Here is a 23,857-nt window from a genome sequence, read left to right as displayed (position 1 = left end):
CCCTAACCTCTCCCGGCCGGGCTTCGGCGCGGATGCCGGTTCCATCCGGGACCGCCGGCCACCCGCCGATACGGCCGACACCGAGGGCGGTGCGTATCGGGGCCAGGTGGGGCCGGGCGGGATCGGCGGCGGTGCGCGTGTCGGTCGGTTCAGGTCTTCGGGGCCCCGCCTGGACGAACAGCAACACACCGCACTGAGAACGACGCAGGGCTGGGAGGACCCCGCTGTGCCGGTCGGCACTCTCGTACGATCGGCCTGGCAGCTCAGCCTGAGCGAGGCGGAACTGCCCATGACGCGGCTGATCCGCGAGATCGAAGGACTCGGCGCGGCGGGCCGACTGCCCGTGCCGGTACCGGACTTCCTACGGGACAGAGCGCAGTTCGTCGCCACGTGTCCGACACCGCGCGGCGTGCCGCAGCAGACGGCGCTGGTCACGGCGACGATGCTCAACGCCGCGTTCGCCGGTCTCCAGGCGGACTACCTCACCACCGGCGACGGCGAGCGAACCCGGCGCGCGCTGAACGAACTGTGCGACTGGCTGGACACGACGGTACGGGCGGCAGCGGACCGATAGGCGAAGCCGCATCCCACGGACGAGACATGGGTGTCGATCCGGGCACCGCTGTGGTCTCTGCACACCGCAGCCACAGCCCGGCGAATCGTCGGCGACTCGGGCCGCCTATCACTGAAGTCGTCGTCGTGGACGGTTGAAGTTACCTGCCGTGCCGCGGGTTTGGGGTATGCGCAGGGTAATGGGTTGACTCCCCAGGAACGGGTCTCGCGGGAGCCGGTGTCCAGGGACCGGCCGGCGTCTTTCGCAATACGGGCGCCGGGCCCACACGTTCCTCGACAACCGGCCCCACGACAGGCGCACGCACGGACGCGGACCACACGTCATCCAGGGTCCGCGGCCGGCGGTTGCTCGTCCGCGTCGATGTCGTCGTCGCGGTCCCGGTCGTCCTCGGGATCGGGCCACCGGCCGAAAGGCCCGATGCCGCCCGGGCCCGTGCCGAGCACGCCCGGCCCCTTCGTGCGGTGCGGATACAGCGGGATCACGCCGGGCTCCCTTCGTCGAGTACCTGCCGCCGGAGCCGCTCCGTCAGCTCGTCGTCGGCGCCCCTGCCGTACCTCGGGCTCGGCGACCGCCCGGTGCGGCGAGGCGACCGAGTACCGCGAGCATCGGCCCGCGCGTCTGCCCAACGACAGCCCCGGTTCAGGGGTTTCCTTGGTTGGGCCACCCGGGCGACCGTCTCGGCACGTGCCACTCTCCGGCGGCCACCGGTACGCGGACGCCTCCCGCCACCCGGCAACCCACCGCGCGAGGACCACGGCCCGGCCGGGCTCGCGGTCGCGGCTCTGTGGAGCACCCGCAGCGTGGTGACGTCGCCGCAACCGGCGCTGAAACGGACCGCGGCCGCCGCAGGGTGGACGCCGTAGCCGCAAGGTGCCGGGGCATCGGACCGACGCGGCCGAGGACGAAAGCGGGCTCGAAGTCCTCGAACGACACTGGACAGGGCGCGAGACGCAGTGCGCGTCCAGGGGTAGCACAACGCCAGAGTATGTAGGCGGAGTTCGCGCTTGGGCACAGGCGACTCCGCCCTCCTCGCCTGGGCCGGCTCCCGCGAGACCTCGACCACCGCCTGCGCACGAATCCGACCACCGGGCGGCCCGCGCGTCGACCGTATCCCGTACGCGATGCGCCCCGACACGGCGCAAGCGGTCACACCGGGCGGGTGGTATGCCCCCGACGACGTCGGCACGCGCCCGATCGACGGCAACGCACACGGCATCCGACAAGCGCGAACCGCCCACCCGGCAAATCCACACCGTCGAAGCCCCGCGCGCTCCTCGGGGTGCCAACGGCGGCAGTCGGCAGTCGGGCAAAGCGCCGGAAACGGCCGTCCGTCGCCGCCCCCCGGTATCGAGTCCTCGCCTGGAGCGGACCCGTTTCTCTCCCACCCGGACCGAAGCTGGTGGTGAGTTCGGTGGTCGTGGGGCGAGGCAGCGCGATGCCTCCGGCAGTTGCCGCAGCCGGTCGTCGGTCCTCGCCCCACGATGTCGGTACAGGTCGTCAGTCCCGGTTCTCCTCGAGCCGGAGAGCGATACCGATCGCAAAGAAGGTGGGCGCCCACTCGCCCACGAACAAGCCCCATCGGTCGGCGCGATCAACGCCGTGGGGCTCGATCTTCATCGATCCCAGCCAGGAAAGCACCGACAACCCGATCGAGGCGAAACCCGCCATGTAGGCGTGCTCGGAACGCAGACCCTTGTCGTGCAGCGACTTCATCATCGGCAGCTCCTCCTTCGACGAAACGGTTGTCACACAGCCTCACGCCGGTACCCGCCACACCACCGGCCACACCACCGGCCACACCCCGGCGGCTCCACCCTCGGCCCAGGTGGTGTCGTGCGCGCTGCGGGGCGTCTCCTACCCGGCCGGCCCGGACGAATTGGCGACGCAGGCCGCGCGCAACCGGGCCGAGCGCACGGATCGTCGACGCCGTCCGGGCCCTGCCTTCGCGCGCGTACGAGGGGCCGAACCAGGTCTGCATGGCGCTGTTCGGCTGCTTCGCGCAGGGCGAGATCATCCCGTGAATGCCTGTCCCCGTGTCGCCGGTTCCCATGCGTCGTGGGCGCCGCCGCGACGGCCCCATTCCGACGCTCGCGGCGCGGGAGCCGAACCATGCGAGATCCCGGCCCGGGTACGCGTCTACGTTCCGGTGGCGTCCAGGGCCTTCGAACGGCCCAGCCCGCCGGTGACGACGGTTGCGGGTGCATCCGGCGCGGACGGGACCCGGACGAGGACGCACGCGAGGAACGTGGTCCGTATCTCGGTGAACGGCCCGTCCCTGCCCAGGAGTGCGATGGTCTCGGGGACGGTCGCTCTCAGGTTCGCTTCGGGCACCAATGTCTTGGTGTCGATCGCCTTGTCCAGGACGCAGGGGACGAGCCGGGCGCCGGAGGCGGTTTCGAAGACCTGCCGGGTGGCGGGGCGGGCGGTGACGGTGGTGGTCTGCGACATGCGTTCGTCCCGGTGGGCGTCGTCGAGGACCCTCTTGCGCAGGTCGGTGGTCCAACTCCCGGGCTCCAGGCCCGGATCGGTGGTGTGGGGCTGTCACCGCTCACCGACAGCAACGCCGCGTACCGTTCGCACACCCCGCCCGCCGCCCCGGCGGGGGCCGTGCGCGCGGCACCGGAGGCGTCCCGGGCGACGTCCTCGAGCTTGGGAACGGCCTGACGCTCGGGGCTCGGGCTCGCGCTTGCGGGCGGGTCGCCGACCCGGGCGTGGGCGGTGAACACCGCCTTCCACGGCGCGCCGGGCGCGTCCTGCACGAAGTGGACCACCGCCTGGTTCTCGTCGTCGGCGTGGGTGGCGGCGACGGCGACGAACGTGCGGGGATGACCGCTCCCGCGCGGGATCCGGAATCGCGGTTCCGGGTGGGTGAACGGCTCGTAGGGTTTGCGGTCCTTCGTCAGTCGGTCGGCACGGTACGCGGCCGGCGACCCTTCCAACAGTTCGCCGCCCTCGACGCCGGCGAGGCGGTCGCCGTCCAGCGCGGCGTTGGCGGCGTTGTTCTCGGCGTCGTAGTGCTCCGGGACCTTCCGGGCCTCCGCCTCGGAGATCACCGACGGGTCGGGCGCCGGCACCACCGTCGACGCGCTCGGCGCGGGCGCGCTGTCCCGGCCGCCACCACCCGACGAACACCCCACCACCACGGAGCCCGCCCACACCAGCACCGCCGTCGCACCCAGACGCCTCGCCCATCCGCGCACACGGTTCCCCCGAACCCCGACCCAATCACCGACCACGCCACACCCCCACTCCTCCGACGACGTGAGGCCCGCCCGGGTACGGACGACGCGCACACCACCGAACGCACGTCGAACCCCCCCACGGACAGCGCGATCGGGTGCCGGCGTCACGCCGGCCGGCGCCGATCGCACCGGAGCCGACGGCCTCGCGGGACGGGCCGTCGGATGTGGCACGGCGGCGACGGGGATGCGTTCGCCAGGACGGGCAACAACGATCGACCCGATCGCGGGTGCCTGCATCCTCCGGGACGGGCGGAGCCCGATGCGCCAATGGCGACGACCGCGACATCCGGTCGCGCTCCCCTCCGTCAGCCCGCTTCTCCCGCATGGCCTGCACGGGTTGCCGTAGCGGGCGGCAAGGCTCGGTCGGCCTTGCGCATCCGTTCCCACCGCCGGTCACGCCGGACCGTCCCGTACGTAGGTGATGCCGCTACGCAGTGGCCGGCCGAAGCTACGGATCCAGGCACCGGTGAGCCGTGGGCGTCCGCTTCGTGCGGGGGCCGGCGTCACCGACGCGATAGGGCCGGGCGCACCGGTCAGTGGCGAACCTTCAGGCTCCACTTCTCGGAGGTGCGGACCCCGATCAGGCCCGGCGGGACGAGGTAGGTTCCCGACTTCCGGCACAGCTGCCGCTCGGGGCGCAGGTACGCGTCCAGGGTGGCCAGCACTATCGAGTCGGACTCGGCCCCGCGGTCGACCCGGACCTTCACCTTCGCGGCGGGGCCGGTCATCTCGAGCAGTTCCCAGCCGTGGCCGGACAGTTTCCCTCGCAGCTCGCGGACGTCGTCCAGGGGCAGCACCTCCAGCTTCCACGACGCCGCGTGGTCCAGTTTCACGACCACGTGGCACCAGCCGTCGGGCCCGACGGCGAGCGGACCGGTCATCGGCAGCATGGTGCCGATCTGTCCGACCCTGTGGCTGGTGCCGTCGGGCTGGATGGTGTGCACGTAGCCGGTGGTGTTCTCGGGGCCGTCGCACGTGGCCCGGATCAGGGCGGGCGGGCCGGCGTAGCGCAGCACGGCCTGTCCCCGCCCCTCGACGAGCTTGCCCAGGGTCTCCACCGTGTCGATCGGGCGGACGCGGAGCTGCCAGTCGCCGGAGCCCTCGACCCTGATCCGCACTTCGGGCTCGCCCTTGGCGAACGCCGGCAGCTGTCCCCGCGCGTCCCTGGTGGAGGAGAAGATGCTCAGCTCCTCCACTTCGCCCTGCTGGTCGAGCCGCCAGATGTAGAACCAGCTGTGCGGCCTGGGTACGCGGGTCCGCTCGAACTCCACGACCGCCGACCGGCCGGGCTCCGGGTTGACCAGGGTCAGCTCCAGCTTGCCGTGGCCTTCATGGACCTCGGTGACCGGGCCCGGTGCCTTTGCCAGGGACATCACCCGGGCCCCGCTCACGGGCACGCCCGGGGTCACGGCCGGAGTTTCGTTCATGGTCGGGCCCGGGATCACGGCCGGGGCCGGGACGGCCTCCTTGTGGGCCTCGGCCATCGCGGGGCCCGGCAGCAGCGCGGTCGGCAGCGCCTGCGCGGGTATGCCGTAGTCGGCGGCGAGTGCGGCCGGTCCGGCGCTGTAGCCCTGGCCCACGGCGCGGAAGCGCCAGGCCCCGTTGCGGCGGTAGCACTCTCCGAGCACCAGGGCGGTATCCCCGCCGGCGTCCGTGACCTCGTACCTCGCCGCCGCCGCGCCCTCGGCGCCGGCCACCTCCACGAACAGCCCGGTGACCGCGTCGAAGGTCCCGTCTGCGGCGAGGACGGCGATCAGCACCCGCTGTACGGCGGCCTCCACCGCTTCCTCGTTCACCTCCAGCCGTTGGACGAGGAGCCCGCCCTCCGCCGCCCCGCCCAGGTGCCGTACCGCGCCCGAGGGGTACGAGGGCCGATCGCCCCGGACCACGTCGGCTTCACCGCGGGCCCGGCCCGCCGCGTCCAGCAGCACCGCGGTGGCGGCCAGCAGGGGGGTGCCCGGCCGGGCATCGTGGGCCACGGTGATGCGGAACGGGCCTCCGGGCAGCTGAGTGTTGGCCCCCTTGATGATGATCGTCATACCGGCATCCTGGCACCGGCCGCCATCCGAGGTCGATGGATTGCGTCGGAGTCCGAGGGCGGGTGACCCCGCATGCCGAACGCGCCTGACGAACCCGCAGACAACCGTGAGGTACGTACGGAGACGAGCCTGGGAGTGGTGTTGCCGACGGCGGTTTTGGCATCGGATTCCGCCCAGGCCCGGCAGTCGTTGCGGTTACCCGGCAGCGGTCGGCCGACCACCACGACCAGGCGGGTGTCGGTGTCTATGGCTACCTGGTGGTTGGTGGAGTAGCGGTAGTTCTTCGACCCCTGCGGATTCGGGGAACCTGATCGAAACGCCGCCTCGTTCGGTGGGCGGGTTTCACGGCGGAAGGCGCACCGTCGCTCCGGCCGGACCGGTATTCCACGGAGACGATGGGTGGCCGGGGGGCACACCCTCACCGCCCTCACCGACCTCATCGACAACCGGCGACCCCGGCGGATCGCCGCGGCGGCTGTCGTCGAAGGGTCGGCGGCCTCACTCGGTGCAGAGGTGGGCAGTGAGGGCCGCGCAGGCCCATTCCTCCCAGGCGTCGGGGGACCAGCCCCGGTCGCGGACGAAGATCAGGTACAGCTCCGGGCTCAGCAGCCCGTACAGCAGGTCGGCGGCCCGCGCCGCGTCGATGTCGGGGCGGGCGTCGGGCTTGGAGGTCAGGGTCTTCGCCGCGGCGTGCTGAACGGTGTGGCGCGGGTCGGGGCCGGCGGGCCACAGCGCGGCGATCTCCGGGTCCGTGGCGGCGGCAGCCGCGATCAACGGCACGATCGGGGCGACACGGCCGAGGATCTCGCGTACACCCCGCACGTGGGCGCGCAGTTGCCCGGCCGCGGTGGGCTCGGCGCACGCGGCGCGGAACCAGTCGCGATCCATCGTGGCGACCGGTTCGACGTCGCCCGCGATGGACGTGTCGACGACGTCCTTGAACAGCGCGCGCTTGTTGCGGAACACGAAGTACACGGTCTGGACGGCCACGCCCGCGCGATCCGCGACCTCCTGAAGGCTTGTCGCTCCGTACCCCTGCGCGACGAACAGGTCCCGCGCCGCCGCGACGATCTTCTCGCGGGTGCGCCGCGAGCGCTCGGCCCGCTTGTCGGGGCGCTTGACGTCCTGCCTGTCGGATCCCTTGACCGCGTCCATACCGGGAGGACGCCGTCCTGCTGATCCCGCTGTACCTGCTGGTGGCTGCCGCCGCCTTCGTCGTCTGCGGGCGGCTCCTTCGAGGAAGACCCGGGCCGGTGTCCACCGCGACGGCGACCCCCGAGAGCGTCGGGCGGTGAACCCGCTTCCTCCTGACGGGCGGGGCAAGCGCACGACGCTCACACCCCGACCGGTCCGGCCTGGAGCGGGCCCACACTGCCGGCCTCACGGAGAAGCCGCTGTGGTCGCTTGCCGCCACCCGCCTCGACACCCGGCGCATTCACCGACACCTGCCAGGTCACATACGTCCTGGGAAACTCCGTGGTGATTGCCCGCCGTTCGTACGACGGGTCGGGATACCAGGTGACCGACAAGAACCAGGGAACCTGGAACACCGAGTTCCGACAGGCGTCCACCGGCAAGGTCCTGACCGCGGCCGCACTGACCGGAAGCCTCCACATCGAGACGTGGAAGGGCAAACCCGCACTGATCGTCCGAGGAGCCAGGACCGCCTCCACCGACGGCCTGTCCGATTGGGGAGCGACGTCCTGCTGAAGTGCACAGGTTTGAGCGGGTTGACCCCGCATCCCCTCGGCATCGTCGATCTGCGCCCCGAACCGGACCGTCTCACGGTGCGCCTGGTGAACGAACCGTTCGTGATCGCCCATTGGGCCACGTGTCTCCTGCCCCACTTCGATCCGACCGCCGACGACCCGGGTGACGCGGTCGGTGGCGTGCCCGGATTCGGCGTATTCCACGTCTGCCGCGTGTTCGACGTGTTCCGTGTTCGGTCACAACGCGCGTTCGCCTTGGGCTTGTTGCGAGGCGACCGGCTGTCGGCTCCCGCTTCCGCGACTCCGCGCGGGTTCGTCGATTCGCGTTCGGTGGATAGCGGTGCCGTGGACCCGGCCCTAACATGCCGGCAAGCCAAGCGTTCGCACGGGCTCTCGGAGGACACATGCATGGTCGGCGCGCAGCACTGGCAACGATGGTGGCGGTGACCTGCGTTGTGGGCCTGCCGGGCGTCGGGCAGGCCACGCCCGCGGCCGGCGGCAAGGACCTCGTCACCAACGGGGCCTTCGAGCCGGATCCCGCCTATTGGTGGACCACCGGTGCGACCACGGCCGAGACCGTGGACGGGCGGGCGCGGGTCACGGTTCCCGATCACACCCGCGCGCCCTGGGATTCGATGCTCGGGCAAGGTGGTCTGCATCTGACGAATCTCGCCGTGTACACGCTTTCCTTCGACGCCTCGGCGACCACGTCCGCCAAGGTTCGGGTCACCGTCCAGTCGTATCTCCCGCCCTACAAGACCGTCTTGGACCGAACCGTCACGTTCGCCGAGAAGACCGGCAGGCACACGCTGCGCTTCCTGGCCATGCCCGGCATCGACGCGACCCAGGTCACCTTCCAACTCGGGGGCCGCGCCAAGGGATTCCAGGCGACCTTGGACAACGTGTCGCTGCTGCCCACCGGTTCGCAGGTCCCCGGTGTGCCCTCCAAACCCTCGGCCTCCTCCCACCCTGGCATGAAGCCGACCGGCACCCCCGTCGCCCGACCGTCCTCCGCTTCCCCTCCGGCCGGCACGACGACGTCCTCGCCCACCGCCAAGGTCCCTGCGGCGAGTTCGGCCGAGAAGTTCTACACCGACCCGACGAACAACGCCGCGGCGTGGGTACGAGAACACGGGTCCGACCCGCGTGCGGCGAAGATTCGCACCGCGATCGCCACGCAGGCCGGCGCCCACTGGTTCGGCGCCTGGAGCGGGGACATCGGCAAGGCGGTGCGTACATACGTCGATGCCGCCACCGCCGCCCGGAGCACGCCGATCCTGGTGCCTTACAACATCCCGGATCGGGACTGCGGCGGCGCGTCCGGCGGCGGCGCCGCCGGTCCGGATGCCTACCGCCGTTGGATCTCCGACTTCGCGGGCGCGATCGGCGACCGCTCGGCGATCGTGGTGATCGAGCCCGACGCCGTTGCGAACGTCGACTGCATGTCGGCCCAGGGACGGGATGCTCGCTTCGCCCTGTTGCGCTACGCCACCGAGCAGTTCACGGCCAAGGCGCCCAACGCCAAGGTCTACCTCGACGGCGGCAACGCGGGTTGGATCGCACCCACCACCATGGCCTCGCGGCTGGCCCGGGCCGGAGTGGCCAATGTGCGCGGATTCGCGGTCAACGTCTCGAACTACAAGACCACGGCGGACTCGGCCGGTTACGCCGAGAAGGTCCGCGCCGCGCTGCCGAACGGCGGGGCACGTACCGCCAAGTACCTGATCGACACCAGTCGCAACGGCAACGGCGGCACCGACGGCGCGTGGTGCAACCCGGCCGGCAGCAAGCTCGGCAAACCGTCCCGAGCGGGGACCGGCGGTGCCGAGTACGAGCTGTGGATCAAGGTGCCGGGTGACTCCGACGGCCCGTGCGGTATCGCCCCGGGCGTCGCGGCCGGAACCTTCGACCCGAACCTCGCCACCCGCCTGATCGACGGCAACTGATCACGCCGGCCACGCCCGCGCCGGGTCGGGACGGATCGGCCCCGGACGACGCCTGCCTTCCTCGCGGCCGCCGGGGCGAGGCGACCGGGGGACCTTTCCCGCCGGACCCACCGCGGTCGTGGCGAACCTCGAACACATCGCGCCGCGCGAACCCTGCCGCCACACGACCTCGGCGCCGGACCCGGTCGACCGCGAACCCCGTGACTTCTCCGACTACGCCCGCGACGCCGCCGCACGCGGGGTCTGGAACGTGTAGTCGGCGCCGATCCCCCAAGACCCTCGCCAACGGCGCCACGGTGACGTCTTCCTCGCCGCCGCGCGGTCGTGCCCCGCCGCCATTCGCGCGAACTGCCAGGCGCAGAACGGCTATTGCGAATGCTCACCCCGGCCCATACTCCACAGGTAAACCGCGCCGTATCGAGCAAAGGACGAGGCCTTGCGCAAAATCATCAAGCGAGCCGCGACGATCACCGCCTCCACCGCGGTCGCGTTGAGCGCTCTCGCCATCGCGGCCACACCCGCCGGCGCCGCCGGCACTGCCCGGGCCACCTCGCGAACACATGTCTACGGCGGGGGCTCCGTCACGGGCGACGCCACGTTCTACAGCCAAGGGGACAAGTTGCGCATTCGCAACCTGCTCCCCCGTCACCCCACCGTGGTCGTCGTGCACTTCCAGTACTACTACAAAGGCCAATGGCGCAACCAGGGTGGGTACCTGACCTCCGTCGAGGGAACCACGTGGTTCGACTTCGACTTCGCCGAAGGGCGGGCCCTGCGGTTCAGCGTCGCTCGCCAGGAACCAGAGGCCGGCGGCAATCGTGTAGGCGGCGAAGGCTGGGTCTACGCGACCGCCTGATGCCTCCAAAGGTCCGGCCATCCCCCGCGGAACGGCCGGCACTCCCGATCGGCGCCGTGGCCGACCGCTACCCCATCGGGACGTGGCTCGCGAACCGACGCGCCCAGGACCGGCAGGGCAAGCTGTCCGCCGGGCGCTGCGCGGCGCTGGACGCGTTGGCGGAGGGTGAGCCGCCCGCCGCATTGGCCGGTGGCGTGGCAGCGGCACCTGACCCACGCGGCCGAGTACCCGACCGAACTCGGCGACGGGGCCCGGTGGGACGACGTCGGCCTGGACGTGGTGCACTGCGGTACCGGGATCGGCCGGTGGGTCGCCCGGCAGCGGTCCGGATGGGACCGGCTCAACGCGGCGCAGCGCGAGCAGCTGCTCGCGCTCGGGCTGACGCCGCCCGCGATGGTCGACGCGGCGGCCGAGGCCGGGGCGGCGGTGCCCGTGCCGGAAGGGCCTCCGGCCGAGGCGCACGCGGGAGCAGGCATTCGAGATCGCGTCGAGCGCGGCGGCGGCGTACCGCGCCCGCGTGGGACATCTCGAAGTCCCGCGCGACCACGTCGAATCGGTCGTGGCGTTCGACGGGTGGCCGGAGGATGTGCGCTTGAGGGTGTGGCTGACCACCACCAGGAGCAGGCGGCCGAAACTCCCGCCGAGCGGATCGCGGCGTTGGACGCGCCCGGCATGCGGTGGACGTAGCCGCGTCGAACGCGGAAGGGCCGGCCCGGCGAACCGGGCCGGCCCTTCCGCGTGTGGGGGTCGGTGGAACGTCCGTCACTCGGGGGCAGGCGGGCCAGGGTCTCCGTCAGCTCATCGGCCGCAGCCATGAGCCGCTCCGCGTATGCCGGGTCGTCGGCCACCGACTGTCCGGCGGCGAACGCCGGCAACGGGCGCACTCCCGTGAGAACGGCCCGCAGGTCGACGATGTGCTGATCACGAATAAGGAATCGCTGCGGCCATGGAACGCGAAACCTTCCGGAAGGAGTTCACGGTCGCCACGGGCCTGCGGGACCGCAACGGAGGCCCGTACGACGAATTCGGGAACCGGCCGGGAGGCTCGCCTCGATCCTGGCCGCGTTGCGTTCCGCGATCGTGCGCACCCACCCCTACGGGTGCGTGGGGTGGTGTCAGCGGGGTTGGTGACAGCGGTACCGGTTCTGGCTTCCTCCTTGTTGAGCTGGGGACTTGTTGGTCCGGCAGGGGGTTTCGCCGGCTGTTGCCGGGGTGACCGAACTGCTGTCGTGGTCCGCTCAAGGGCATCAGCACATGCGGGGCCTGGCTGTCGTGGGGATGCACAGTCACCCGGTGCGGCCGCGGAATGGCTTGCGGGTACGAGCGCGAAGTCGTCGGTCGTGCCTCGTCGCGATCCTCGGCCGGCTCGAAGGCCGACTGCCGCCGCCGGGGCCGGGGCCGGTCGCGGCCGAACTCCGGGTGGCCGGCAAGCTGTTCCTCGACGTCGAAGAGCCGGCGTCCGTACCCCCACCACCGCGAAGGATCCGGCTTTGCACACCGCACGCAAGCGAGCACGCGTTGGAGTCGCCTTCTCCATGGCCCTTCTTCTGCTCGGTGCCGCGGCGTGCGGCTCCGACGAGAAGAGCACGGCCGAAGACGCGGTCGCCGACACCGCCTCGCCGACCGGCACGACGTCGGCCCCGTCACCGAACGACTCGGGAGCGGCGGCCACGCCTGCCGGATCGAAGCCGGTGGCCGCTCCGCTCACCCAGGCCCAGGTGCAGGCCGCGCTGGTCCAGCCCGCCGACATGCCGGCGGGCTGGACCGTACGCAAGGACCCGGACCCGCTCGCCCGCGCCACCACCTCCCCCACCGAGCCCTCGAAAAGCAACAAACCGCAGTGCGACGGCATCGCCGACCTGCTCGACCCGGCCCGAGGCTCGACACCCGCGAAGGCGAGCGCCGGTATCTTCGCCTCCACGGGGACCCCGAGCGGCAAAGACACCACCGCGATCCTCGGCGTCACCGTGACCTCGTTCGCCCCCGGCGACGCCGAACGATTGATCTCCAGGGCCATGGCCCTGGTCCCCGGCTGCGCGAACTTCGAAGACGTCGACGAGGGACGCACCTTCCACGTGAACGTGGCGGAGGCCAAGGCACCGAACCTCGGTGACCAGGCCGTCGCGATCACCCAGACCACCCGAACCAACGGACAGGAATACGTCCACGCCGTCGTGGTCGTCCGGTACGGCACCACCCTGATCCAATCCACCCACGTCAACCTGACCGGTACCACACCGGTGATGCCCGACACCGCACTGCTCACAAAGCAAGTCGACCGCATCCGCGCCGCCCGTTAGCGCCTGCGCGAAGGGAGGCTCCTTCGACCGCACGGGGATCGCGGTTCGAAGGACCGCGCCTCGCCGGTGGGGCCCCTCGCGAGGAAGCCATCGAGGACTTGTCCCATCGGGGTCCCGCGCCACGCCGAACGCCTCGACGACCCCGTGCCCGGCTCCGACCCCGACCGGCCGCGCCCCCACCGCCGCGGCGACGGCGGTCTTCCCGGTACCGGTGGCCGCGACGGTCCGGGCGCGCAGGCCGGGTGCATTTCGCGGGGTCCACACATTCGCTGTCGGCGTGTCGTGCGGGCTGTGCCCCGCGGAGGATGACGGGGAACGGCTCCGGTCGCGGCCCGGCATCGAGGACTGGCCACCGCCGCCGGTCGAGCGCGCACGGATTCCACGCACGTGCTCTCCGCGATGCGTGAGCTGAACCAGCTGGAACCGGTGGCGGAAAGCCTTCGGGCAGCCCCGAACGCGGTGGCCTGCGCCGAGCCGGACCGGCTGCGTGAACGCGCCGTGCCGAACCGGTTCGGGCACTATGCCACCCGCGCCGACGAATCCCGCTTCCCCAAGGACCGGTCCAAGCGCACGCGGCTCTACGAGCGGATCGGCACCGACGGCATGCACCCGTTGCGGATGACCCGCGCGAACGACGCCCCGCCGGCGCTACGGACACTGCCCGAGGTGGAGATCCTGCGGCAGGTTAGGGTCCGACACTTCCACCTGCTCGACGGCGAAGTGGGCCGCCGCGCCCCGAAGGACCGCCCTCCGGGCACCACCCGCCTGGTCGCCCCCTACGACCCCGAGGCCCGCAACGGCGGGAAAGGGGACGTGCTCTGGCGCGCGGTCGACCGCGTCCAGCGCGACGAGCAGGGCTGCGAGGGAGTGCCGGTACACGGCGTCCTTCGCGGGCGGGACGGTGGTCGTCTCCAGACCGCGCAGAAGCCCTCCGCTCGGGTCCGCGCGACCAGCCCCAAAAGTGGGTAGTTCCGGTTACTGACTGTGATGACTTCGAACCCGTCGTCGAAACAATCGACCGGACCGATGAGTTCGTGGCCCGCGGCCGGTCCAAGCTCATGACACCCTCGAAAGGTAGGACACCGCCATGTCAGAGCTTCTCGTCGACTTCATCACCTCCCTCGACGGCTACGCATCAGGAGAGGGCTGGCCCGGGTTCTGGGGACTCGAGGGCCCGGAGTATCTCGCCTGGCTCGGCGAGCAGCCCGAGGTCACCTACCTCATGGGAGCCAACACCTACCGCCTGATGTCAGGCTTCGCCGCCGGCGAGGTCCCGCACGGCCAAGACGAGTTCAGGGACGAAGAAGAGGCGTCCGTCGACGAGCTCACGCAAGCGTCCAAGGTGGTGTTCTCCTCCTCGCTCGAGGAGCCACTGACGTGGGCCAACTCCACGCTCGTCCGCGACGACGCCGTCGAGGCGGTCCGCGCCATGAAGTCGAGTGGCTCGGGGCTCCTCAGCACGATCGGCAGCCTCAGCCTGTGCCGGTCCCTGCTACGGGCCGGACTCGTCGACCGCTTCCGGGTGGGGATCTTCCCGGTGATCACCGGGGCCACGGGCGCGGAACGCATCTACGACGGCTACCCGGACGTCGCCCTCGAGATGATCGAGCACCGCACCTTCGACGGCCGCATCCAGCTGGTCGAGTACAAGCCACGCGTGCTCGAGCACCCGCCGCTCGGCGCCCCCGCGTGACGTCGCCCCGTCCGCAGGTGTCGAACGCCACCGGCCGCCGCCTCTTCCAAGTGGTCGAACCGGCGAGACCGGCCCCTGCATGGGCACGCTTGGTCGGCCGCGCCTCGGCCTGGAACGGCCGTGGCGCGCCCTGACCCACCACCTCGGTGGCACCTTCACCCCGGCCCACGAACCCGTCGCCCTGGACCTCGTCGGCGACGACGACTTCCGGGTGCAGGTGTACGCGACGCACTCCGGGATCTCCCCCGAGGACATCGACGCCAAGGCGGCCGTCGCCCGGGGCCACGCGCCGGGCCTGTTCGCCCGTGCCCTGCGGGAGATCAACGGCCCGCACGAAGCGCCCGCGTGGCGACGGAAGCCTCCCGTGACGACGTTCACGCTCGACTCCCGACACGATCTGCCCAGTGCGAACATCTACGTTCCGCTGATCCCGGTACACGACAACGACGCGGCGGCCCGCGATCGGGTGGCGGCCTTCCTGCGCGCCGAGAACGCGGCCGCCGCCGAACCCTACGTCCTTCTTCTCGACGCCCTCACGGATCGGCCCCTGTCGCGATCACTGACCCAGAACTTCATGTCCTATCGGGGCGGCAACCCCCGCGCTTCTCCATCTACCTCACCCCGGGCACGTACCACGCGGCCGACGTGCTCACCTGACCCGCCGGCCCGTCGGCCGGCCGGGGAGGCAACCGCTCCGACGAAAACGAGATGCGCTTGCCGAGCACGGCCGGGCCGGCGGGGGCGTCCCGCAGGTTCCACCAGTGGACGGCCACGATCTCCTCGTTGGCCTGGAACTCGCGAACGTCCGCGGTAGCGCACGGGACAATCCGCCCACACGAGCCGTCTCCGTGAGCAACACCCCGCCGGCCTGCGAGACGATCCCGGAACCACCGGACTCGATCGACACGCTCCAGGAAAGCGCGAGGCTAGGGTCGGTCGGTGCTCGGGGATCGGTCGCGCGCGGCATCGGCCACGTTCTGCGCGGAGGTACCGGCTTGATCCTTCACCTGCGCCGCCTGTTCGCGGGCCCGATCACCGGTCGTGCTCGCGGCCTCGGTGGTGGCCTCCTTGACCTCGTGGACCGCCTGCTGGGACGACTGGGCCGCGCTCTCCTTCAAGTGCCGGGCCGACTCCGTCGCTGCCTCCTTGACGGACTCGATGGGGCCTTCGGCACGCTCCGCGAGTTCGGCGACGGCCTGCTCCTCGGTCTGCGAACTCGGCAGCATCGCGGCCGCCAGGAGGCCGGCTCCGAACGCGATGAGCCCGGCCGCCAACGGATTGCCCTGGGTCTGTTCGACGGCTCTGTGCGGCGCCTCCTGCAAAACCGAGCCCGCCTGGCGGGCCGCGCGGCCGGTGACTTGTGCGGCCTGCTCGGCGCCCTCCCCGGTGGACTGGCCGGCCTGCCGGACCCGGTGCCGGGTCTGTGCAACACCATCGGACGCGGTGCCCATGACTCGGTTGCGCAGCCCGGTAACGGCGCCGCGTGCGCGTTGCCGGCGTCGCCGCACGATACGTCCGGGGCTGGTGCGATCCGCCAACCTGTCGACGTCGTAGGCCAAGTCGGCTTGGGTCGCTTCTATGTCGGCCCTGATTTGGTCGGGTGACGTGCCCATTGCGCATCCTCCTTCAACGTGTCCAGCGTTCGTTCCGGTTTCGGCGAGACGTCGCGCATGCGAGTGCGACCCAGCACGAACAGGACCGCGCCGATCACCGCCCAGATCGCGGTGACGATGAGCGCGGCCCATCCGAGGTCCATCGCGTTGCCCAAGCCGAACATCGCGGCCAGGGTGAGGAACAGGGCGACCATGTAGCCGGCGAAGCCCGCGCCGCCGAACATCCCGGCGGCCTTGCCCGCCTTGCCGGCCTCCTCGCGGACCTCTGCCTTGGCCAGTTCCACTTCCTGTCGGAGCAGTTTTTGCATGTCCGCAACCACGTCGGACAGCACTGCACCCACCGAACCGTCGTGCCGGGGCGTCGACGGCGGCTGCGGGGGCGCGGTGGGGCGGTGCGGCGCCAGGGGTGAGGACATGTCACACCTCCGGACCCGGCAATGGCCGCCGTTCCTCGCCGACGGCGGAAAGTGAACCTTGTCCGCGAACGGCGGGAGCGTTGCGATCGGCGTAGGCCGACGATCCGGCACCCCGGTTGCCCGAGTTGCCGTCACCGTCGCCGGAGCCGCCATGAGCGCTGCCGCTCGCCTTGGTCAGGCGGCCGACGGCGAGCCCGGCGACGGTCGCTCCGACGAGAAAGGTGGTCGGGCGTCGACGGGCGAACCCCTGGATGTCTCCCACCAGGGTGCCGACGTCACGCTTGTCGAGAAAGTCTGCCGCGCGATGCCCGCTGTCTGCCGCCTGGGCGGCGAGGCTGCGAGCCGGCGAGTCCCCGGGGGCGTTCTTCGCCATCCCGGCCAGGTCGTCCGCCCATTGCCGCAGAACGGCCGACGATCGTTGCACCTGCGTTTGCGCTTCTTCTCGGGCTCGCTCGCGTAGATCGTGGATCACACTGCGAGCTTGTTCACGGGCCTCGTCCGTTGCGGCCCGCGCCTGCTGACGAGCGGTGTCCACGACCTCTCCGGCCGCTTCCTTCGCCCGCTCGGTGGTGGCAGCACCCTCCTCCTGGGCACTCTGGCCGACCTGCGCCGCGGAGTCGGTGGACATCTTCGAGGATTCCTTCACGGGAGATCCCTCTCTCCGGAAATGACCGCAGCCTCGCTTCCGCGGAGTGGCCTGCGGCGCCCGGGCCTCACAGCAGAGTGCCCCAAGACCAAGGCTGACTGATTACCCCATTTGCATGCTTAGCCCCATTTGTCCGCATCAAACGCCCCCAGATCCATCACCACCGGGCGTGAGGGTTCGGTGGGATGGCCATCCGAAGGTGAAGGTCTCCGGTCTCCGCCGGATGGGCGCCACTATTCCCGCCCCCCACCGCGTGACCAGCCATGGCCGGCCTGCTGGACTGCTGCATCGACCCCGCCGATCCGTCGCCGGAGTAGGCCCTGGTGGATGCTGCTCGTCAAGGCACTGGCCGACGTGAAAGGGCCGGTGGACCGACGCGGCTTCCTCATCGCCACGACGAGCACTCTGTCCGCGAGCATCCCGCCGGGCGAACGCCAACGGCGCGACCATCGACCGGCGGTGCCTGGGCGCACATGCCGCCGACCTGTTCGACAACCGGCCTGGACGCCCTGCGACACCTGGACGACAGGTCGGATCTTCCCGGGTTACCGTGACCTCCGCAGGCGGGCCCCGGGCCATGGAGCCCGAGAACGATTCCGACGCCCGAGCCCCCCGCGAATTCGCGAGGTCGGGCGTGTCATCCGGCGGGCTCGGGCGTCGGCGGTGTCACGGTCGGCGCCCTGTGGCCGCCCGGCCGTGATCACGCGCCCTCGCCCGCGCGGCGGCTGCCTTCGTCGGGGGGGGCGATCCCTGGTCGGCCGGCAAGTCCACGCGGAACTCGACACCGCCACCTACGAGACGGGCCTCCGAATCGGTGACGGGCAGATGGCATCCCTACCCCTGAGTCGCCACGACTGGCACGGCGACTGGAACTACCCGCTGAAGCCCGAGAAATACGCCCGGTCAGCGACGCCCCGGACCCGTTCGACCAGCCGAGCCCCGACCTCGCCTGACTCTGCCACCCGGCCCTGCCCGGGCTGCCGATCCCCCAGTGGGAGGCCCTGATCGCCACACTGCCCCCACTCCACGAGGCCCAGCAAGAAACACACCCGGACAAGCGGCGCGGCCATCCTCCCCGCATGGTCGCCTCCGGGACGGACCGACGCCCCCGCCCTCACCCTCGCCGATCGGCTCCTCGCCGCTCTTCTCCACTATCGGTTCGGACTCCCGCAGGTCGCCGTCGCCCGGCTCTTCACGATCACACCCGAAACCGTCAACCGGCGCATCCGCGACATCCGCCAACTCCTCGGCACAGCCGGACACCTCATCCAGCCCTGCGGCATCCAACCCGCCACCCCTCGACGACCTCGACGACTGCGATGACTTCGACGACTTCGCGAGCACAGCAGGCGTCCCGCTCCCACTCAAGATCAGACAAGCGAGTTGATTCTCTGCAGACCCTTACACCGGTCGCACCCTTGACCGGCCGGCACGGCCCCGACCCTCAACTGTCGGGCGGCTCCGGACCTTGCTGAGCATGCAAGAGAGCTTCGAGGAGGTGGAGCCGCCGCCCTGGTGGTATGCGGAGGACGCGGAACCCAACGCGGACATGTGGGCCACCGCAGACGAGTCGCGCGAAGACGTGTGGCCGGCCGGGGCCCGGCTCTCCTACCGCTTTGATCCGCTTCACACGCCGAGCCAACAGGGAATAGCCACGCCGAGGCGGCTTTGGGGACCCCATGAGGAGCACCCGCCCACGATGCCGGCCGGCCGGGGCGCCCGCGTGGGTGATCGTCCGAACGATGACGAAACGGCCGGTCTCGGGTGGATCCCGGGGGCCGGCCGTGCCGGCATCGCCTCCGACCTCGGCCGCACGCTCGCCAAAGACCTCGTGGCCGAGATGCGGATGGTCGAACACTTCCGCCACGCACGCGACGACACCGCGGCCACCGAGCCCTGACACGGCCGATGGGAACGGCCCCGGCGTCGTCCGGGCGGTGGGCCGCGCACCATACGTTCTCCGCGAGGACCAGTGCCCGGCATCGAGGTCCTTGCAGCGCGGTGCCCGAGGATTGCCGAACGGGGCCGGCCGCGGCAGATGACGTCGCGATCACATCACGGGGCACGACGCCGGGACAGTCCCGGCACTACGGGCTCGCGAACGCATGGCTGCGGCGTTCCATGGTGGAGCCGCGATCGACCCCGACGACGAGCATGGCCGAGTCGCGTCGCGGACCGCGTCGCGGAAGCCCGGGCCGGTCCGCCGCCTCCGCACGGCCCTTCCGGCCGGGTGCAGGATGATCACGTCGGTCATAAGCGCGGGCTGCTCCGGGACAACGGGCGCCGGATGGCGACCCGGTGGTGTGAGCGGGACTGGAGGTGATCGGGCGCCGTGCCGGGGTGCCCGGCCGGTTGGTGAGTTCACCGGGCGCCGCGCGGTCGGGTGTGTGGTCGGCCGAGCGTCGGGCGCCCTCGGGATTCGGGGAGGCAGGAAAGGAGTTCGAGCCCGAGGGGGGTGCAGGAGTGCCAGATCGCCTTGCCGTCGCGTTGGGCGGTGATCAGGCGGGCGGCGCGCAGGGCCTTGGTGTGTTCGGACACCGAGGACTTGGCCAGGCCGAGGTCGCGCACGAGATCGCTGCCTGTGCGAGGTCGGAGAAGTTGTTCCAGGATCGTGGCGCGGGTGCGGCCCAGCAGCATGGCCAGTGCGTCCGTGCCCGTGGAGTCCTCGATCAGGGGCAGCGGGGTGACGGCCGGGTAGACCAGGAACCATCCCTGGGCATAGCGGCCCACCAGGGGGCGGCCGGTCCAGTAGACGGATGGCAGCACAGTGATACCCGTCCCGTCGAGGGTGACCTCGACGTCGTCGGTGCTGTCGAACTCCAGGGCCGTGTCGTGCCAGCGTGCCGTCGGCGTCAGTCCGGTCAGCATCGCGCGGATGCCCTGGCCGGCCAAGAGGTGGGTTCGCCATGCACGTTCGGCGTCGAAGCCGACGCAAATGCGTTCCCATGGCTCGGCGACGATGTGCGTGTGTGCTGTTCGTAGGGCGTGTTCGAGGTTCTGCCAGGCGTCCCTGTCGCGGTCGGCCAGCAGGCGCGCCCAGGGGCTCGGGGGGCGATCCCGGGCGTGGACACGGTGCAGTTCGGAACGGACGAGCGCGGTGGGGGTCGACAGGACGTGTTCCAGCCCGTCGTCGAATCCCGGAATCGGTGGATCGAGGAACAACGGCCCCTTGCCGGTGGCCGGCACCAGTTCCAGCAACGGTCTCGCGGAGCGCGTCAGGGCCCTGCCCATGCGTCGCCGCCACAGGCCGAAGACCGCCTCGGAACGCTGCAGCGTCGCGACGGCGAGCATCAACTCCACCATCGGTGCCGGTTCGTCGGCGAACCGCACGCGCAACAGATCCTCGGCCGTAAAGCACACCCGCAGCACGACGCTCCCCTCGCCACGAAAGCGGTCCTGCCGCCCGCTCGGTTCGGCCCATGCCGAACCGAGTGCGCCGAACCGCCGGACGTCCGATGGTGGAACTGCAAATCCAAGTCTGAGTCGTTTCCCGGAAGCCGAGGAAGCGGCGATCCGGCCATTGTCGAAGGGACCACACGAATGCGAACTCGAGTCTGGATCACGGGCGTTGCCCTGGGGGCCGCGCTGTTGACCGGCGGCACTGTCGCCACCGCCCAAGCGGCACCCGCACGCGCGACCTCCGGCGCGAGCGCGACCACCTCCGGCGTGGTGGCGCCCTACACCTATACCGACATCGGCACCTATCCCAGCAAGCGGACCTGCGAGGCGGACGGGCGGAACTCGGTCTACTCCGACTGGTTCTGCCGCAAGAGCACCACGACCTCCAACTGGCACCTCTGGGCGGACCTGAACTCGTAGGGTGTGACGACCGGCAACAGCCGCACTCGAACGCGCTCCGACCCCGGCCCCGACGCCGGGGTCGGAGCGCGTTCGGCGTGGATGACCATGCGGTCACCCGGATGGGGCTTCGGTGCTGCACTCGTGTAGTACTCCGAGCAGTTCTGCCAGGAATTCCTTTGGGCGTGCGATGTGCACGCTGTGCCCCGCGTCCTCGACCACCGCCTCCCGGAAGGGGCCGCCGGCCGCCGCTTACCGGTGGTTTGTTGACAGCGGGTCGGGGTCGCGGTATGCCGATAGGAGGGAACGTCGCCTGTGCCTCGGGGGGTTGCGATGACCAAGCGTGTGCCCTGTCCGCCCGCACCGGGGCCGTTGGAGGCCTATGCCGCGCGGTTCGACGACCTCTTCTCGACGTTGGCACAGCGGCGTGGGTTCCGCGAGTACCTGGCCGGGCTGTTGCTTCCGAGGGACCGCAACAAAACGCTGACCTGCCTGGCAGGTACGGAACCCGTGGTCGATGCACAGCATCCGGCGGTACAGCGGCTCCAGTTCTTCCTGTCCGAGTCGACCTGGGACCAAGAGCGGATCAACGCCCGCCGCGTGGAGCTGTTACTGGCGGATCCGGCGACCGCACCGCACGCGGGCGGGGTCTTGGTGATCGACGACTCCGGCGACCGCAAGGACGGCACGGCGACCGCGCACGTCGGCAAGCAGTACCTGGGCTCGGTGGGCAAGAGCGACCGCGGCGTCGTCACCGTGACCACGTGTTGGGCGGACGAGCGCCTCTACCACCCCCTGCACGCCGTTCCCTACACCCCGGCCCAGCACTTCCCACAAGGCAGGAACGACCCCGACTTCCGCACGAAACCGAACCGCACCGCCCAGAGAGGGGGAACTCCCACGTCCCACCAGCCCCGAACGGCCTCCTGGCCCCAAGCGATCCGGGCCGTCCGTGGCTGGTTGACGCCCTGGACCACGCTGCAACGCTACTGGCGGGCATGGTCGACCAAGCCCCCGCCCACCGATCTCCAGACCCTGATCAACGCCCTCGGCACAGGAAGACCCATCGACATCTACATCCCGGTCCAACAAACCACCGGTAGCCTGAGTCGTGGAGTGCACGGCCCGATCGCACGGCAGGCGAACGCGCGCCTGATCGAACGCCGTTGCCGTGCAACGCCTTTCGGCCGGTCCTGTCGCCGCATCGCTGCGTACATGGCGGTTGTGCCTCGCCGAAGTGCCCACGACACCGACGCAAGTGTGCGCCCCGCTCCCGTCGCGTCCGACGGGAGGGCTTTCTTCGTCTGGTCCGTGCGTGGCCTGCGGGGATTCGCCGTCTCGGAACCGGATTTCGGTTCGGCGCCTGGTCGGTAGTGGAGAAGAGGGGGCCGATGGGGGGCGAAGAGACGTTCGACAGGGTCATGAAGTGGATCTTCGGCCATTGTCGTCGTCCTGGGTGCAGCCAAAGTGTCCTGGCACTGGTTGAATACCCAAGCCGGGTGCTGGATTCGCGGTGACCGGGGTGCAACCCAGACGGAGGGCGACGATGGTGTTCGCTCCGGCGTGGTTGTCGAACCCGTACACAAGGCCGGATGCAGTGCCAGTCCGCAGCCTTCCGCGACCCGTACCGAGCGGACGGTGTTCGTGTCGATCGTCGGGGTGGCCCCGGCCCGACACGGGCAGCGGAACGGTGACGATTCGCTGTGGCTTCCCGGAACGACCAGCGGGTAGGCACGCCGCGCGGGCCGCGTGAAGCGGAACCCACACGTAAATGCCCGGTTCCTCGCGGACCGCGTGCGGGCTCGTTCGGGACCGCAGGGGAACGAACGCAGAGGCCGGCTCCGGTCCGGGGTCCCGGACCGGGGAATCAGTCACGGTGGCGTGACCACGGGAGCCGTCCTGTCCTACCTCTTCGCCGTGACCTGTATGCACGCCACGTTCGGCTGGGAGCACATCGACGCGGCGTCGGAGGACACCATGGGTGGCGACGTCGGCGAGTCCACGGCCGGCGGCCGCTCGGTGGCGGACGGATAGCGCCGCCGGCGCATCCGGGCCGGCTCGGCGGGGCTGGGTCTGTTGCGCATGACAGTTCGAGGGCGCGGCCCGCGAAGCGGGCCGGCCCTCCTTCCCCCTTTCCTCGCGGGGAGGTTCAGGCGGTTCTGCGGACGGTTTCCAACTGCATGATCAGGAACTCGAATCCCGACTCGATGCCACTGAGTTGCCCGAGCATCAGTTGGACGGCCTTGTCGTCGGGACGGTGCATCGAGTGCGGGATCACGCAGCCGCTGATCAGCCACTTGACCGCGGACGTCTCCCTGCGGAAGGCCCGCAGCTCATAGGCCATCCAGTCCTCGGAATTCGAGGTGAACCGGTAGCCGTGCATGCGATCCCAGATCAGCGGGGTCGGGGCGAGCTCGGCGGCGGTGTCGCGCAGATAGGCGATCCCGCGTCGCACCTGGTGGTGGGACAACTCGGTGGCCAGGACCAACTGGGGCATGTGCAGACCCGCCGGCCGGGCCTCGAGAGCACGTCGCGCTCGTCCGCGGTGAACTCGTGCCCCCGCAGGCCCGGGACGGCCCGCCCGGCGCCGGTGACGAACGCGACGCAGGCGCTCAACAGGTCGATGAACTGTGCGGTCCGCTCGACCCGGTCCAATGCCGGGAACCGCTCGCGCAGGCCCTGGTCGAACCGGCGGGAGTTGTCGAACTGGGCGGTGTTGACCGCGTCACGGGCACCCGGGTCGGTCATCGCCCGCCGCGCGACGGCCGGCCTGCGCAACACGTCCGCAGCGACCTACGCTGCGGCCCCCGGGTCCTCGAACTGGACCTTGTTGACGACCTTCCGGGCACCGGTGTCGCCCATCGCCCCGGCCGCGACCTCCGGCCTGCGCAACAGGTCCGCGGCGACCTCGGCGGCCGCCGCGCTGTCCTGGAACTGGACGGTGTTGACCACGCGCTTCGCGGCGCTGTCGCCCATCGCGGCCCGGTTCGCCGGGCCGGCCCATCGTCGTGTGGGAGTCGGTGGA

At 70.9% G+C, this 23,857-nt stretch carries 24 protein-coding genes and 5 pseudogenes; 15 read left to right on the top strand and 14 right to left on the bottom strand.

The features are described 5' to 3' along the window. The first annotated feature begins 226 nt into the window (after positions 1-226). Positions 227-574 carry a hypothetical protein gene (locus ACZOOI_RS43255; protein WP_465282299.1) on the top strand — a complete coding sequence of 116 codons (348 nt, stop codon included), beginning with the start codon at positions 227-229 and terminating at the stop codon, positions 572-574. A gap of 320 nt (positions 575-894) precedes the next feature. Here ACZOOI_RS43255 and ACZOOI_RS43250 read toward each other — a convergent pair whose 3' ends face one another. The 7 genes and pseudogenes from ACZOOI_RS43250 to ACZOOI_RS43220 all read right to left on the bottom strand — a co-directional run bounded on the left by ACZOOI_RS43250 (position 895) and on the right by ACZOOI_RS43220 (position 7,010). Then, positions 895-1,056 carry a hypothetical protein gene (locus tag ACZOOI_RS43250; RefSeq protein WP_465282298.1) on the bottom strand — a complete coding sequence of 54 codons (162 nt, stop codon included), beginning with the start codon at positions 1,054-1,056 and terminating at the stop codon, positions 895-897. Between the two features lie 1,015 nt (positions 1,057-2,071). Next, positions 2,072-2,290, bottom strand: a complete 219-nt coding sequence (locus ACZOOI_RS43245) for a hypothetical protein (RefSeq protein ID WP_465282297.1) — start codon at positions 2,288-2,290, stop codon at positions 2,072-2,074. Between the two features lie 420 nt (positions 2,291-2,710). Beyond that, positions 2,711-3,022, bottom strand: coding sequence for a hypothetical protein (locus ACZOOI_RS43240; RefSeq protein ID WP_465284215.1), 312 nt, complete (start codon positions 3,020-3,022; stop codon positions 2,711-2,713). Between the two features lie 251 nt (positions 3,023-3,273). Next, positions 3,274-4,053: pseudogene (locus ACZOOI_RS43235) on the bottom strand (DUF8094 domain-containing protein); the annotation flags it as partial. A 296-nt stretch (positions 4,054-4,349) separates the two neighbouring features. Next, entirely contained in the window at positions 4,350-5,855 is a 1,506-nt protein-coding gene (locus ACZOOI_RS43230; RefSeq protein WP_465282296.1) for a TerD family protein, read from the bottom strand. A gap of 137 nt (positions 5,856-5,992) precedes the next feature. After that, a pseudogene (locus ACZOOI_RS43225) lies at positions 5,993-6,142 on the bottom strand (IS5/IS1182 family transposase); the annotation flags it as partial. A gap of 211 nt (positions 6,143-6,353) precedes the next feature. Next, entirely contained in the window at positions 6,354-7,010 is a 657-nt protein-coding gene (locus ACZOOI_RS43220) for a TetR/AcrR family transcriptional regulator (RefSeq protein ID WP_465282295.1), read from the bottom strand. A 363-nt stretch (positions 7,011-7,373) separates the two neighbouring features. Here ACZOOI_RS43220 and ACZOOI_RS43215 point away from each other — a divergent pair, with 363 nt between their 5' ends. The 9 genes and pseudogenes from ACZOOI_RS43215 (at position 7,374) to ACZOOI_RS43175 (ending at position 14,359) form a co-directional block, all read left to right on the top strand. Beyond that, the gene (locus tag ACZOOI_RS43215) at positions 7,374-7,565 is read left to right on the top strand and encodes a hypothetical protein (RefSeq protein ID WP_465282294.1); all 192 of its coding nucleotides are present in this window, start codon (positions 7,374-7,376) and stop codon (positions 7,563-7,565) included. Between the two features lie 20 nt (positions 7,566-7,585). Further along, positions 7,586-8,011 carry a hypothetical protein gene (locus ACZOOI_RS43210; RefSeq protein ID WP_465282293.1) on the top strand — a complete coding sequence of 142 codons (426 nt, stop codon included), beginning with the start codon at positions 7,586-7,588 and terminating at the stop codon, positions 8,009-8,011. Continuing rightward, positions 8,008-9,510, top strand: a complete 1,503-nt coding sequence (locus ACZOOI_RS43205) for a glycoside hydrolase family 6 protein (protein ID WP_465282292.1) — start codon at positions 8,008-8,010, stop codon at positions 9,508-9,510. The genes ACZOOI_RS43210 and ACZOOI_RS43205 overlap by 4 nt, the downstream gene beginning before the upstream one ends. A gap of 118 nt (positions 9,511-9,628) precedes the next feature. After that, entirely contained in the window at positions 9,629-9,766 is a 138-nt protein-coding gene (locus ACZOOI_RS43200) for a hypothetical protein (RefSeq protein ID WP_465282291.1), read from the top strand. A 180-nt stretch (positions 9,767-9,946) separates the two neighbouring features. Continuing rightward, positions 9,947-10,366, top strand: coding sequence for a hypothetical protein (locus ACZOOI_RS43195; RefSeq protein ID WP_465282290.1), 420 nt, complete (start codon positions 9,947-9,949; stop codon positions 10,364-10,366). A 189-nt stretch (positions 10,367-10,555) separates the two neighbouring features. Beyond that, a complete protein-coding gene (locus ACZOOI_RS43190; RefSeq protein ID WP_465282289.1) occupies positions 10,556-11,053 on the top strand; it encodes a helicase associated domain-containing protein in 498 nt (165 codons plus the stop codon). A gap of 848 nt (positions 11,054-11,901) precedes the next feature. After that, on the top strand, positions 11,902-12,666 hold the full coding sequence (locus ACZOOI_RS43185) for a hypothetical protein (RefSeq protein ID WP_465282288.1): 765 nt from the start codon (positions 11,902-11,904) through the stop codon (positions 12,664-12,666). Between the two features lie 324 nt (positions 12,667-12,990). After that, positions 12,991-13,488 (top strand): annotated as a pseudogene (locus tag ACZOOI_RS43180) (IS5/IS1182 family transposase); the annotation flags it as partial. Between the two features lie 265 nt (positions 13,489-13,753). Further along, positions 13,754-14,359: a dihydrofolate reductase family protein gene (locus tag ACZOOI_RS43175; protein WP_465282287.1), complete on the top strand. Its 606-nt coding sequence runs from the start codon at positions 13,754-13,756 to the stop codon at positions 14,357-14,359. 926 nt (positions 14,360-15,285) lie between these two features. Here ACZOOI_RS43175 and ACZOOI_RS43170 read toward each other — a convergent pair. The 3 genes from ACZOOI_RS43170 to ACZOOI_RS43160 are packed head-to-tail and all read right to left on the bottom strand — an operon-like array spanning position 15,286 to position 17,034. Continuing rightward, positions 15,286-15,972 carry a DUF3618 domain-containing protein gene (locus ACZOOI_RS43170; protein WP_465282286.1) on the bottom strand — a complete coding sequence of 229 codons (687 nt, stop codon included), beginning with the start codon at positions 15,970-15,972 and terminating at the stop codon, positions 15,286-15,288. Next, positions 15,936-16,388 (bottom strand): phage holin family protein, encoded by a 453-nt coding sequence (locus ACZOOI_RS43165; RefSeq protein WP_465282285.1) that lies wholly within the window; start codon positions 16,386-16,388, stop codon positions 15,936-15,938. The genes ACZOOI_RS43170 and ACZOOI_RS43165 overlap by 37 nt, the downstream gene beginning before the upstream one ends. A gap of 1 nt (position 16,389) precedes the next feature. Next, positions 16,390-17,034 (bottom strand): ATP synthase subunit B family protein, encoded by a 645-nt coding sequence (locus tag ACZOOI_RS43160; protein ID WP_465282284.1) that lies wholly within the window; start codon positions 17,032-17,034, stop codon positions 16,390-16,392. A gap of 756 nt (positions 17,035-17,790) precedes the next feature. Between ACZOOI_RS43160 and ACZOOI_RS43155 the strand changes: the two are divergent. Both ACZOOI_RS43155 and ACZOOI_RS43150 read left to right on the top strand, forming a co-directional pair. Continuing rightward, a pseudogene (locus tag ACZOOI_RS43155) lies at positions 17,791-18,421 on the top strand (transposase family protein); the annotation flags it as partial. A 111-nt stretch (positions 18,422-18,532) separates the two neighbouring features. Beyond that, a complete protein-coding gene (locus ACZOOI_RS43150) occupies positions 18,533-18,934 on the top strand; it encodes a hypothetical protein (protein ID WP_465284214.1) in 402 nt (133 codons plus the stop codon). Positions 18,935-19,395: 461 nt separating this feature from the next. On the opposite strand, the gene ACZOOI_RS43145 is transcribed toward ACZOOI_RS43150, so the two are convergent. Further along, positions 19,396-20,364 carry an ArsR/SmtB family transcription factor gene (locus tag ACZOOI_RS43145; protein WP_465282283.1) on the bottom strand — a complete coding sequence of 323 codons (969 nt, stop codon included), beginning with the start codon at positions 20,362-20,364 and terminating at the stop codon, positions 19,396-19,398. 210 nt (positions 20,365-20,574) lie between these two features. Here ACZOOI_RS43145 and ACZOOI_RS43140 point away from each other — a divergent pair, with 210 nt between their 5' ends. The 3 genes and pseudogenes from ACZOOI_RS43140 (at position 20,575) to ACZOOI_RS43130 (ending at position 22,866) form a co-directional block, all read left to right on the top strand. After that, on the top strand, positions 20,575-20,853 hold the full coding sequence (locus tag ACZOOI_RS43140) for a hypothetical protein (protein WP_465282282.1): 279 nt from the start codon (positions 20,575-20,577) through the stop codon (positions 20,851-20,853). A 312-nt stretch (positions 20,854-21,165) separates the two neighbouring features. Next, positions 21,166-21,699 (top strand): annotated as a pseudogene (locus ACZOOI_RS43135) (IS701 family transposase); the annotation flags it as partial. A gap of 1,014 nt (positions 21,700-22,713) precedes the next feature. After that, positions 22,714-22,866 carry a hypothetical protein gene (locus ACZOOI_RS43130; protein WP_465282281.1) on the top strand — a complete coding sequence of 51 codons (153 nt, stop codon included), beginning with the start codon at positions 22,714-22,716 and terminating at the stop codon, positions 22,864-22,866. Positions 22,867-22,981: 115 nt separating this feature from the next. Here the strand turns inward: ACZOOI_RS43130 and ACZOOI_RS43125 are convergent, their stop codons facing one another. From ACZOOI_RS43125 to ACZOOI_RS43115, 3 genes are read right to left on the bottom strand one after another with little or no spacing between them, the layout of a single operon-like run. Further along, positions 22,982-23,329 carry a hypothetical protein gene (locus ACZOOI_RS43125; RefSeq protein ID WP_465284213.1) on the bottom strand — a complete coding sequence of 116 codons (348 nt, stop codon included), beginning with the start codon at positions 23,327-23,329 and terminating at the stop codon, positions 22,982-22,984. After that, on the bottom strand, positions 23,227-23,580 hold the full coding sequence (locus ACZOOI_RS43120; RefSeq protein WP_465284165.1) for a DUF6192 family protein: 354 nt from the start codon (positions 23,578-23,580) through the stop codon (positions 23,227-23,229). The genes ACZOOI_RS43125 and ACZOOI_RS43120 overlap by 103 nt, the downstream gene beginning before the upstream one ends. Positions 23,581-23,625: 45 nt before the next feature. After that, a complete protein-coding gene (locus tag ACZOOI_RS43115; RefSeq protein WP_465282280.1) occupies positions 23,626-23,808 on the bottom strand; it encodes a DUF6192 family protein in 183 nt (60 codons plus the stop codon). Between the last annotated feature and the right edge of the window lie 49 nt (positions 23,809-23,857).

The sequence above is a fragment of the Embleya sp. L77 genome (assembly GCF_055557415.1).
Note: the sequence above shows the minus strand (reverse complement) of the source record. Positions and strands in the feature narration are given on the sequence as shown.